Origin of the sequence: Microbacterium sp., from assembly GCF_031178525.1 — a bacterium.
Lineage (GTDB): Bacteria > Actinomycetota > Actinomycetes > Actinomycetales > Microbacteriaceae > Microbacterium.
This window is the reverse complement of the sequence record NZ_JAPSJA010000078.1, coordinates 1-10,756: the sequence shown is the minus strand read 5'-3', so window position 1 is coordinate 10,756 and position 10,756 is coordinate 1. Positions and strand designations below refer to the sequence as shown.

11 protein-coding genes and 1 pseudogene are annotated in these 10,756 nt (G+C 71.4%); 3 read left to right on the top strand and 9 right to left on the bottom strand.

Features of this window, described 5'->3' with window-relative positions:
• Both RIF89_RS07050 and RIF89_RS07045 read right to left on the bottom strand, forming a co-directional pair.
• On the bottom strand, positions 1-179 hold a 179-nt coding region (locus tag RIF89_RS07050), incomplete at its 3' end, for an isocitrate/isopropylmalate family dehydrogenase (protein WP_309068423.1).
• A gap of 34 nt (positions 180-213) precedes the next feature.
• A complete protein-coding gene (locus RIF89_RS07045) occupies positions 214-1,743 on the bottom strand; it encodes an MFS transporter (protein ID WP_309068422.1) in 1,530 nt (509 codons plus the stop codon).
• 85 nt (positions 1,744-1,828) lie between these two features.
• On the opposite strand from RIF89_RS07045, the gene RIF89_RS07040 reads away from it, so the two are divergent.
• A complete protein-coding gene (locus tag RIF89_RS07040; protein ID WP_309068421.1) occupies positions 1,829-2,371 on the top strand; it encodes a TetR/AcrR family transcriptional regulator in 543 nt (180 codons plus the stop codon).
• A 10-nt stretch (positions 2,372-2,381) separates the two neighbouring features.
• Here RIF89_RS07040 and RIF89_RS07035 read toward each other — a convergent pair whose 3' ends face one another.
• The 5 genes from RIF89_RS07035 to prfB form a co-directional block, all read right to left on the bottom strand.
• Positions 2,382-2,849, bottom strand: coding sequence for a DUF2867 domain-containing protein (locus RIF89_RS07035; protein ID WP_309068420.1), 468 nt, complete (start codon positions 2,847-2,849; stop codon positions 2,382-2,384).
• A gap of 2 nt (positions 2,850-2,851) precedes the next feature.
• Positions 2,852-4,441 carry a phosphoglycerate dehydrogenase gene (gene serA / locus RIF89_RS07030; protein ID WP_309068419.1) on the bottom strand — a complete coding sequence of 530 codons (1,590 nt, stop codon included), beginning with the start codon at positions 4,439-4,441 and terminating at the stop codon, positions 2,852-2,854.
• A gap of 131 nt (positions 4,442-4,572) precedes the next feature.
• A complete protein-coding gene (locus RIF89_RS07025; RefSeq protein ID WP_309068418.1) occupies positions 4,573-4,917 on the bottom strand; it encodes a hypothetical protein in 345 nt (114 codons plus the stop codon).
• Entirely contained in the window at positions 4,914-5,399 is a 486-nt protein-coding gene (locus RIF89_RS07020) for a hypothetical protein (protein WP_309068417.1), read from the bottom strand. The genes RIF89_RS07025 and RIF89_RS07020 overlap by 4 nt, the downstream gene beginning before the upstream one ends.
• Before the next feature lie 11 nt (positions 5,400-5,410).
• On the bottom strand, positions 5,411-6,520 hold the full coding sequence (gene prfB, locus RIF89_RS07015) for a peptide chain release factor 2 (protein WP_309068416.1): 1,110 nt from the start codon (positions 6,518-6,520) through the stop codon (positions 5,411-5,413).
• A gap of 76 nt (positions 6,521-6,596) precedes the next feature.
• On the opposite strand from prfB, the gene RIF89_RS07010 reads away from it, so the two are divergent.
• Positions 6,597-7,892 carry an MFS transporter gene (locus RIF89_RS07010; protein WP_309068415.1) on the top strand — a complete coding sequence of 432 codons (1,296 nt, stop codon included), beginning with the start codon at positions 6,597-6,599 and terminating at the stop codon, positions 7,890-7,892.
• 121 nt (positions 7,893-8,013) lie between these two features.
• Positions 8,014-10,128 (top strand): SpoIIE family protein phosphatase, encoded by a 2,115-nt coding sequence (locus RIF89_RS07005; protein WP_309068414.1) that lies wholly within the window; start codon positions 8,014-8,016, stop codon positions 10,126-10,128.
• Between the two features lie 3 nt (positions 10,129-10,131).
• Here RIF89_RS07005 and RIF89_RS07000 read toward each other — a convergent pair whose 3' ends face one another.
• Positions 10,132-10,539 carry a pilus assembly protein TadG-related protein gene (locus RIF89_RS07000; protein WP_309068413.1) on the bottom strand — a complete coding sequence of 136 codons (408 nt, stop codon included), beginning with the start codon at positions 10,537-10,539 and terminating at the stop codon, positions 10,132-10,134.
• A gap of 11 nt (positions 10,540-10,550) precedes the next feature.
• Positions 10,551-10,756, bottom strand: a pseudogene (locus RIF89_RS06995) (TadE family protein); the annotation flags it as partial.

Sequence of the window (10,756 nt, the reverse complement as noted above, 5' to 3'; positions counted from 1 at the left end):
TCGTCGGTGAGCGTGTCGCCGGTCTCGAGATAACGGCCCGCGCCCAGCGAGAACCGCGTCTTGTCGAACGTGACCTCGGACCCGGCGGTGACGGCGTCGAGCACCTTCTCCGCCTCGGCGATCACCTCGGGGCCGATCCCGTCGCCGGGGATGACCGCCAGCTTCACAACGCGCGACATCGCTCTCCTTCTCGCTTCGCCGGCGCGAGGCGGCTCAGCCCGCGGCGGCCTTTCGGCGTCTTCCCAGCGTACTGGCGCCGATGAGCGCGGCGAGCACCACGAGCGCGGCGCCGATGAGCGATGTGACCGTCACGCCGCCGTCGAAGGCGTGGGCCGCGGCGTCGCGCAGTGCACGCCCGACCGGTCCCCCGAGCTCATCCGCGGCGTTCATCGCACCCGCGAGCGTCTCGCGCGCATGCCCGGCGAGGACGTCCGGCACCCCCGCGGGGATCACGAGCGTCGAGCGGTAGGAGGCGGTCAGGATCCCGCCCAGGACGGACGTGCCGAGCACCGCTCCGAGCTCGTAGGCGGTCTCGGACACGGCGCTGGCAGCACCGGCCTTGGCCGCCGGCGCATTGGCGAGGATCAGCTCGCCCGAGACCGTCTCCGCCGCGCCGACCCCCGCACCGAGCAGAGCGAACGCGATGACGAGCAGCCACAGGTCATGACCGCCCGCGGCCGCGACCAGGAGGTAGCCGACGAAGGCCAGGGACAGACACGACGGCACCACGACCGCCGCCGAGAACCTCCGCGCGATGGGCGTCACGGCCAGGCCGCCCAGGATCGACAGCGCCATTCCCGGGACGAGGGCGAAGCCGGCGACCATCGGACTGAGGCCGACGATCAGCTGCAGGTGCTGCGACACGAAGTACAGGAAGCCGACGAGCGCGATCACGCTGCACAGGTTGACGAGCAGTGAGCCGCTGAACGCCGCGCGAGCGAACAGCGACATGTCGAGCATCGGCGTGGGCATGCGCAGCTGGCGCCGCACGAACAGCCACCCGAACAGCGCGCCGACCGCGATGGGCGCGGCGCCGGCCCAGCCGTGCACCGCGACCTCCTTGATGCCGTAGGCGACGGGCGCGAGCGCGAGCATCGACAGCACGATGCTCGCTGCATCCACGGGGCCGGGATGCGGGTCGCGGCTCTCGCGCACGAAAATCGGCGCGAGCACCAGCAGCACGGCCAGCACGGGCACGGCGAGCAGGAACACGCTCTGCCACGGCAGGTTCTCGATCAGGAAGCCGCCGACGATCGGTCCGAGAGCGGCGCCCGCCGAGAACATGCCCGCCCAGATCGCGATCGCGATGCGCCGCTGATCCCGGTTCGGAAAGATCCCCCTCAGCAGCGACATGGTCGACGGCATGAGCGAGGCGCCGAACAGTCCCATCGCGGCGCGCGCGGCGATGAGCCATCCGGCCGTGGGAGCGAACACGGCGAGCACCGACACGGCGGTGAACCCGACGGCGCCCCACAGCAGCATGCGGCGGCGGCCGAAGCGGTCGCCGAGCGACCCCATGGTCACGAGCAGCCCCGCGAGCACCAGCGAGTACGCGTCGATGATCCACAGCTGCTCGGCGCTGGAGGGCTCCAGATCCCGCGCGATGGCGGGCAGCGCGAAGTTCAGGATCGTGTTGTCCACCGAGACGAGCAGCACGGGCAGCATGAGCACCGCGAGTGCGACCCATCCGCGCCAGTCCGTCCGCTGGTCCGCGATCTGCTGCGTCGACGTCGTGATCGTCATCCGACTGGCTCCTTTTTCTATACCGTCTCGACGGTACAGTAATGGCCACGGCTCGGCATTGCCTGGGCATGAGAGGGTGGACGGCATGACCCGCCCGCCGCACGCCCGCGAGAAGGTCCTCGACGCATTCGAGCAGCTGCTCATCCGCGAGGGCGAGCGCGCCGCGACGCTGGAGAGCGTCGCCCGGGAGGCGGGCGTCTCCAAGGGCGGACTGCTGTACCACTTCGGATCCCGCGAGGCGCTTGAGCACGGCCTGTTCGAGCGCCTACGCACCCTCGCAGCCGAGAACGTCGAGGACCTGCAGCGCGCACCCGAGGGCCCCCTCGCCTCCTTCCTGTCCACCTCAGGCGACGTCGGCCTCCCCGTCGACCGCGCGATCAATGCCGTCAGCAGGCTCGCGCACGGGGGCAACGGCACCGCGTCTGCGGAGCTGGCCGCGGTGCGCGCCGGCTGGGCGGAGGCGCTGCGGCCGCACGTGCGCGACGACATCGCCCTGGATCTCGTGATGCTCGTCAGCGACGGCATCTACGTCAACTCGGCGCTCATGAACGATCTGCCGGGCCCTGTCCCCCGCGGCGAGGCGCTGGCCGCGCTCATCCGGCTGGTCCAGTCCGCCGTCGCCGACTGACGACAGGCGCTCAGCGCGCCGCGCGAGCGGCGAGCACGCGGCGGCAGCGCCGCAGCATGGCGTGGACGATCCAGGGGTGCAGGATGCCCACCGGGGCGAAGTACAGCCGCCCCCGCCAGTTATGCAGGCGCACGATCGTCGTCATCCGCACGACGCGCATGACCGGATCCACGGCGACCGCGCACCGGAACTCGAGGTGATCGTCGTCGAAGGCCATCAGGGCCTCCTGTCCGACGACCTCGCGCACGTCGAACACGCCCTTCGGCGCCGGGCGCAGCCCCAGCAGCGGCGCGAGCGCCATCCTCACGCCGAACAGGGCACGCACCGCGACCGGCAGCGATGCGGCGGAGAAGACCGTCTCCGCCCAGACGCGCGGGTCATCCGGCGTGCGCGGCGGCTGGGCGACGAGAATCACGTCGCCGTAGTCGAAGCGCTCCCCGGCCCGCAGCGCAAGGCTCGTCAGGCCGGGGGCGCCCACGGTCACTCCGCCGTGATCTCGATCTGCGTGATGACCGGCGCGTCGATGTCACGACCGATCTCGGCGAGCACCTCGTCGGGCACGCGCTGGTCGACCGTGACGATGCTGAGGGCCAGGCCCGCCTGCTCGCGGGCGACCTGCATGCCCTCGATGTTGATGCCGGCGGCGCCGAACTTCGCGCCGTAGATGGCGACGACGCCGGGCGCGTCCTTGTAGATCAGCACGACGTGGTGCTTCTCGATCGGCACCTCGATCTCGTAGCCGTTGATGCCGACGATCTTCTGCACCATCCGCGTGCCGGCGAGCGTGCCCGAGACGCTCAGCACGCTGCCGTCGGCAAGCGTGCCGCGCAGGGTGGTCACGTTGCGGTACTCGGGGCTCTCGGTCTCGACCGTCATGCGCGTCTCGATGCCGCGCTGCTCCGCGAACAGCGGCGCGTTGACGTAGGAGACGTTCTCGCTGACGACATTCGTCAGGATGCCCTTGAGCGCGGCCAGGCGATAGACGCTGACGTCGTACGCGGCGAGCTCTCCGCGCACCTCGAGGTCGAGGCTCGTGACGGCGCTGCGGGCGAGACCGCTGAAGATCTGACCCAGCTTCTCGACCAGCGCGATGCCGGGCCGCACGAACGGGTCGATCACACCGCCCGCGACGTTGACGGCGTCCGGCACCAGGTCGCCCTCCAGCGCGAGCTTGACCGACTTCGCGACGGACACGCCCGCCTTCTCCTGCGCCTCCTCGGTCGACGCGCCGAGGTGCGGCGTCGCCACGACGTTCGGCAGGCCCGTCAGCGTGGTGTCCTTGGGCGGCTCGCTCGTGAACACGTCCAGACCGGCGCCGGCGATCTCACCGTCCTGCAGCGCCTGCGCAAGGGCGGCCTCGTCGATCAGGCCGCCGCGCGCGACGTTGACGACGTACGCCGTCGGCTTCATCCGCTTCAGCTGAGCCGTGGAGATCATGCCGGTCGTCTCGGGCGTCTTGGGCATGTGGATCGTGAGGAAGTCGGCCTGCTCGAGCACCTCGTCGAGCGTGCCGAGCTCGACGCCCAGCTGCTGCGCGCGCTGCGGCGTGACGTATGGGTCGTACGCGACGACGCGCATCCCGAACGCCTGCATGCGCGCGGCGACGAGCGCGCCGATGCGGCCGAGACCGACCACCGCGAGGGTCTTCTCGAACAGCTCGGTACCCGTGTACTTGCTGCGCTTCCACTCGCCGCCGGCGAGGGCCGTCGAGGCCGGCGGGATGTGACGCGCGAGGCTGAGGATGTGGCCGCACGTCAGCTCGGCGGCGGAGATGATGTTGGAGGTCGGGGCATTGACGACCATGACGCCGGCCGTCGTGGCGGCCTTGATGTCGACGTTGTCGAGGCCCACGCCCGCGCGGGCGATGACCTTGAGCTGCGGCGCGTGGCCGAGCGCCTCCTCGTCCATGCGGGTGGCGGAGCGGATCAGCACCGCGTTCGCCTCCGCCAGCGCGTCGAACAGCGCGGGTCGGTCGGTTCCGTCCACCGTGCGGATGTCGAAATCGGGACCGAGAGCCTCGATCGTTGCGGGAGAGAGTTCTTCGGCGATGACGACGATCGGCTTCGGCAAAGGTGAATCCTTCGAGGCGTGCGCGGTGGGGAGTGCGCGGGCGGGGCATGTCCGTCGCGCCACGCCATCGGAGCGCGATGGTGTCAGCCTACCGGAGCCGCTCGATCCGTCCCGACGCCAACGGGTCGTCGTCAGGCGATGATCGGCACGATCGTCGTGTACGCCACGACGTTCAGCCAGAACACCGCCACGAGCGACAGGGCCGTGAGCAGGAACAGCGTCAGGGTCAGCGCGCCCCGGCGCCGGCCCAGCGCGAGGGCGACGCCGAAGAGCAGGATCGGCAGGATGATCGCGAGGATCCACACCACCCAGCCCATCGCGCTCAGCGACTGTCCCGCCGCCCCGGCGGCCTGCACCCAGGCGACGAGGTAGTTCACGGCGGTCCACACCGCGTACGCGAACAGCAGCGCGAAGACGCCGGCGATCGCCCAGACCGCCCAGGTCGGCGCCGTGCGGCGCGTCTCGATGCCGGTCATCGTCCGATCGCCCCCATCATGACGAAGGGCCACGGCACGAGCAGCACGATGCCGATGGCGAGTCCGACGAACCGCTTCCAGCGCGGGCCGCGGCGCGTGACGTGCATCGTGACGAAGAACCAGATCACGGGCGACAGCATGCCGAGCAGCATGGCGGCCTGGAACATGACGTCGGCGACTCCGCCGCCGGCCGTCTGGACGTCGCGCAGGCGGAAGCTGCCCAGCGCCCAGCCGACGGCGTAGAGCGTGTAGATCCCCGCGAGCACGCCGACGCCGATGAGCGCGGCGTTGCCCATGGGCTCCGGCTCGGCTTCGGGCTCCGGCGCCTCGGTGTCGTCTGCCCTGGCGGTCGGCACCCCATCGCTCCCCCGGCCGACGGCGCGCCGGCCGCGCGGCAGCGACCGCGACTTCTCCTTCGGCGCCGGGGATCGCAGGTCCTCGTCACCGTCCCAGGAAAGGGCGTCGTCGTCGGGCGAGCTCATGGGCGTTCCGGTCAGTCGTCGGTCTTGCGCTTGCGCCAGCGGATGCCGGCGTTGATGAAGCCGTCGAGGTCGCCGTCGAACACGGTGGCGGGGTTGCCCGACTCGAAGCCCGTGCGCAGGTCCTTCACGAGCTGCTGGCCGTAGAGGAAGTACGAGCGCATCTGGTCGCCCCAGCTGGCCGTGATCGTACCGGCGAGCTCCTTCTTCTTGGCCGCCTCCTCCTCCTTCTGCAGCAGCAGGAGTCGGGTCTGCAGCACGCGCATGGCCGCGGCGCGGTTCTGGATCTGCGACTTCTCGTTCTGCATCGACACGACGATGCCGGTCGGAAGGTGGGTCAGGCGCACGGCGGAGTCGGTCGTGTTGACCGACTGACCGCCCGGGCCGGACGAGCGGAACACGTCGACGCGCAGATCGCCCTCGGGGATCTCGACCTCGACGGCCTCCTCCATGACGGGGATGACCTCGACGGCGGCGAAGCTCGTCTGCCGCTTGTCGGCCGAGCCGAACGGGCTGATGCGCGCGAGACGGTGCGTGCCGGCCTCGACCGACAGGACGCCGTACGCGTACGGCGCGTCGACCTCGAACGTGGTCGACTTGATTCCGGCGCCCTCGGCGTAGGAGGTGTCGAGCACCTTCACGGGGTACTTGTTGCGCTCGGCCCAGCGCAGGTACATGCGCATCAGCATCTCGGCGAAGTCGGTGGCATCGTCGCCGCCGGCACCCGAACGGATCGTCACCACGGCCGAGCGGTCGTCGTACTCGCCGTCGAGCAGCGTCTTGACCTCGAGGTCGCCGATGACCTTCTCGAGGTCGGCGATCTCCTTCTGCGCCTCGGCGACCGAGTCCTCGTCGCCCATCTCGTTGGCGAGCTCGACCAGCACCTCGAGGTCGTCCAGGCGGCGCTCGACGCCCTGCACGCGCGCGAGCGACGCCTGGGCGTGGCTGAGCGCGCTGGTGATGCGCTGGGCGTTGGCGGTGTCGTCCCACAGCCCGGGCTCTGACGCCTCCTTCTCGAGCCTCGCGATCTCGGAGCGCAGCGAGTCGACGTCGACCACCTCTCGGATGTTCGCGAACGTGGTGCGCAGCGCCTGGATCTCGGCGGAAGGATCGTAATCAAGCATGACGCCCCAGCCTATCGTGGCCGGGTGCGCCGCCGCGCGGGCCGAGCCGCGGCGAGCCGCGAGTAGCGTGGAGACGATGGCGAGCGAGGGATCCGGAGCGGAAGACCGCGGATCGGGCACGGCCGCGGAGGCGATCCGCCGGTACGCGCCCATGATCTACGGACCCACGGCGATCTATTCGCTCGGCCAGGGCGCGATTTTGCCGCTGCTGCCGATCATCTCGCGCGAGTACGGCGCCGACCTTGCGACCGCCGCACTCGTGACCGCCATGATCGTCGTCGGGCAGCTGTGCGGAAATCTGCCCGCCGGCTGGCTCGTGTCGCGGCTCGGCGAGCGGTACACGATGGCCGCCGCGGCCGCGGTCTCGCTGCTCGGCATCGCGGGCATGCTGCTGTCCCGGCACCTCGGTGTGCTGATGCTGTCGGTGTTCCTGGTCGGTCTGTGCGCGGCCGCGTTCGCCCTCGCGCGGCACACCTTCATGACCACGCGCGTGCCGCTCGCCTATCGCGCACGCTCGCTGTCGCTGCTCGGCGGCTCGTTCCGCCTCGGCGCCTTCACGGGCCCGTTCGTCTCGGCCGCCCTGCTCGGGATCTTCGGCCAGGAGCAGGCGAGCATCTGGTTCTTCGGCGCGTGCCTCGTGGTGGTGGGCCTGCTGGTGACGTTCGGCCCCGACCCCGAGGAGAAGGCCGCTCGCACCGCCACGCCCGCCGAGGGGGCCGTCGAGCCCGAGGACACGGGAGAGGCCGTGACCGGATCGATCCCGACGCGGGAGCGCCTCGGGATGTTCGGCACCATCCGGCGCAACACCCGCGTTCTGTCGCGCCTCGGGGTCGCGGCCGCATCGCTGTCGTTCGTGCGCGCGTCGCGCCCGGCGATCCTGCCGCTGTGGGGCCTGTCGATCGGCCTGGACTCGTCGTCCATCGCACTCGTGGTCGGCATCGCGGGGGCGCTCGAGTTCGCTCTGTTCTACGCGAGCGGCCAGGTGATGGACCGCTTCGGCCGGCTGTGGGCCGCCGTGCCGTCGCTCATCCTCATGGGCGGCGCGATGATCGCGCTCGCATTCACGCATGACGTGTCCTCCGCCGCGATGTGGTTCGGGGTGTTCGCGGTCGTGATCGGGGTGGGGAACGGCCTTTCGAGCGGCATCCTGCTGACCCTCGGCGCCGACGTCGCCCCCAAGGACAACCCGGCCGCGTTCCTCGGCGCATGGCGCACGATCACCGACGCGGGCGGCGCGCTCAGCCCGCTCGTGGTCTCGGGGCTGACGGCCGTCGCGTCGCTGTCGGTCGCGGCGGGCGGCATCGGCCTGGTCGGTCTGCTGGGTGCGCTGGCGTTCGTGCGCTGGGTGCCGCGCTTCGTGTCGGACCGTTGAACGCACACTGAGGGGCGTCGACCGAGATGCCGGTCGAGCCGTCGCCGCCCGCGGAATCGCTACGCTCGGGTGAACGGTCGCGCTGCGAGCCAGCGGCGGGGGGACACCGACGGAGGTCGAAGTGACGGCACGCATTGCCGCGCCGCAGCGCGCGGTCGCGCCCACCGCCCGATTCGGCGCGTACGACGCGCTCACGATCACGGCATATGCCGTGCTCTACGGACTCGTCCTCGCCCTCGCCCGGCAGGCCGTGCTCGCGGACACGGGCATCGGTGTGGTCATGCCGGCCGCAGGGATCTCGGTCCTCTGGATCGTCGCGCGAGCCGGGCGTCCATGGCCGGCGCTCGATCACGCGCTCATCGCGGTGATCTCCACCGTGCTGGTGCTGTGGACCGGCGGCAGCGTCGCCACGGCCGTCGCGGGCGGTATTGCCGCCGTCATCCAGGTTCTCGTGTGCGCGATGATCATCCGCGTCGGCTGTCCCCGCATCTGGGCCGCACGCGGCACGCGCATCCAGAGCCGGCGTGAGCTGTGGGCGTTCATCGGCGCCGCGGTGGCGGGCCCCCTGGTGTCGGCACCGCTCCTGGGGGCCGGGTCGCTCCTGGTCGGAAACGGCTGGGACTGGAACATCACGGTCCTGTGGTGGGTGCGCAACGCCGTGAGCATTCTCGTCGGCGTCCCGCTCGGGTTCACGCTGATCGACTTCGCGCGGCGGAACCCGTCCGGCGGCGGCGTCCGCGCGCTCACCACATCGCATCTCCAGGTTCGCGCACATCCGATCGAGTGGTACGCGCTGCTCTTCCTGAGCCCCGTGATCCACTGGGTCTGGTTCGTCGAGTACGCGCACCTGAACCTCGTCTTCCCACTGCTCGCCCTCGCGTGCTGGTCGGGCGCACGGCTGCCCACCGTGTTCGTGATGCTGCAGGGGGTGCTGGTCGCGACAGCCGTGATCCTCGTCACGATCCTCGGGGGCGGAGGGCCGTTCGCGAGCATCACGGAGCCGTCGGCCCAGATCGCCGTGGCTCACCTCTACATCGCGATGGCGATCGTGATCGGCCTCGCCCTGGCGGCCGAGCGCGACCAGCGCGAGCTGCTGCTCGAGGAACTCGGGCAGGCCCGGCGGCAGGCGGAGGAGCAGTCCACCCTGCTCGAGACGATCATCGAGAACATGTCGGAGGGCGTGCGTGTGGTCGATCCCGACGGCGCGGTCATCCTGCGCAACCGCGCCGCCGACATCCTGCTTCTCGGTCCCGGCCACCCCGCGCTCCACGGCGGCGCGCTGCATCTCTCCACGAGCAATGACCTGGCGGGGGTCCGGACGATGGACGGCACCCCGCTGGACGGCGATGCCGCCGCCCTGGCCGCGGCGCTCCCCGAAGGCGAGACCGTCGAGGTCGACCTTCTCGTCCAGCCCGTGGGAGTGAGCGACGAGCGGATCGTCACGTTCACGGCGGCCCGCCTGCCGGAACCCGCGAGCGGGATCATCACGGTGCTCCGCGACGTCACCGCCGAGCGCCGCGAGCTGCGCCGCGCCGCGCAGGTGCAGGCGGGGCTGCTTCCGAAGGGCTCGCCGCGCGTGCCCGGGTACGACCTGGCGGCGCGCTTCGTTCCAGCCGGGAGCGTGGGCGGCGACTTCTACGACTGGTACACGGTCGATCACGGCGTCGTGCTCACGCTCGCCGACGTGATGGGCAAGGGCACCGGCGCCGCGATCCTCGCGGCGACCACTCGCTCGCTGCTGCGCGCCCACGGGGGCGGCGAGGACGTGGTGCAGCCGCTGGTCGAGGCCGAGCGCGGCATGGCGCGAGACCTCGACAACGCCGGGGCCTTCGTGACCGCCTTCCGCTCCTTCGTCCACGCCCCCACGGGCCGGATCACGTACACGGACGCGGGGCACGGGCTCTCGGCGGTGCTGACCCGCGACGGTGCCGTGCGCCGGCTCGAGGCGAACGGGTTCCCGCTGGGCATCGCACCGGATGAGCCCCGCGTCGCCGCGCACGCGCAGATCGATCCCGGCGACCTGCTGCTCGTGGTGAGCGACGGCGTCCTCGACGCCGTCGGAGGATCGATCGACGACCTCATGGCGGTCTGGGCCGAGCTGCCGCGCGACGCATCCGCGGCGCAGGTCGTCGAGGCCGTCGTCGAGCGGGCGGCCGCGGGTGATCCCGAGGACGACCTCACCGTGCTCGCACTGCGCCGCTCGCCGGGGTCCGGTTCGCCGACAGTCTCGGCCTGACTCTCAGTCGAGCGCGTTCCGGCTCGTCGCGGTCGATGTCAGGGCCACGCCGTCGGGCACGAACGGCGCGAGCACAGGCGGATGCCACGCCGACGTCACGGTGACGGTCACCGAGACGCCGTCGTGCGTGGTCGCCGCCACCAGGGCCGGGTCGCGCGGCGCCGCATCGACGACCGACTGCGCCTGGGCGCGGATCCGATCCTCGTCCAGCCGGGCGCGCGGCTCGTCGCCCTCCAGCGTCAGGGTGAAGCCATCGGATGCGGCGAGCGCCGCCGCGTCGGCGAGCGCGTCCAGTCGCTTCTGCGCCAGGTAGAGGGCCGTGGCGTTCGCGCACACGAGGACGAGGGCGATCGCGAGCACCGCGTACCCCAGGACGAGCGGCAGGATGCTGCCCTCGTCGTCGGCCGGCATCGGGCGGCGCCTCACTGCGCCTCCTGGTAACGCGACACCTTCTGCACGGCCGTCGCCTGCACGGGGACACTCGTGATCCGGTCGAGCCCGAGCGTCGACGGCATGAGCGGCAGCGGCACACGCGCCGTGACGGTCACCCGGACCGTCGCTCCGGGCTCAGGACAGGCCGCCGTCGTCGGAACGCATGTGACGTCGGCGTCGAACCCCGCGATCCCGT

Excerpts from the sequence above, each read along its gene's own strand:
- RIF89_RS07045 (WP_309068422.1), bottom strand. The coding sequence starts at position 1,743 with ATGACGATCACGACGTCGACGCAGCAGATCGCGGACCAGCGGACGGAC.
- RIF89_RS07040 (WP_309068421.1), top strand. The coding sequence starts at position 1,829 with ATGACCCGCCCGCCGCACGCCCGCGAGAAGGTCCTCGACGCATTCGAG.
- RIF89_RS07025 (WP_309068418.1), bottom strand. The coding sequence starts at position 4,917 with ATGACCGGCATCGAGACGCGCCGCACGGCGCCGACCTGGGCGGTCTGG.
- RIF89_RS07020 (WP_309068417.1), bottom strand. The coding sequence starts at position 5,399 with ATGAGCTCGCCCGACGACGACGCCCTTTCCTGGGACGGTGACGAGGAC.
- prfB (WP_309068416.1), bottom strand. The coding sequence starts at position 6,520 with ATGCTTGATTACGATCCTTCCGCCGAGATCCAGGCGCTGCGCACCACG.
- RIF89_RS07010 (WP_309068415.1), top strand. The coding sequence starts at position 6,597 with ATGGCGAGCGAGGGATCCGGAGCGGAAGACCGCGGATCGGGCACGGCC.
- RIF89_RS07000 (WP_309068413.1), bottom strand. The coding sequence starts at position 10,539 with ATGCCGGCCGACGACGAGGGCAGCATCCTGCCGCTCGTCCTGGGGTAC.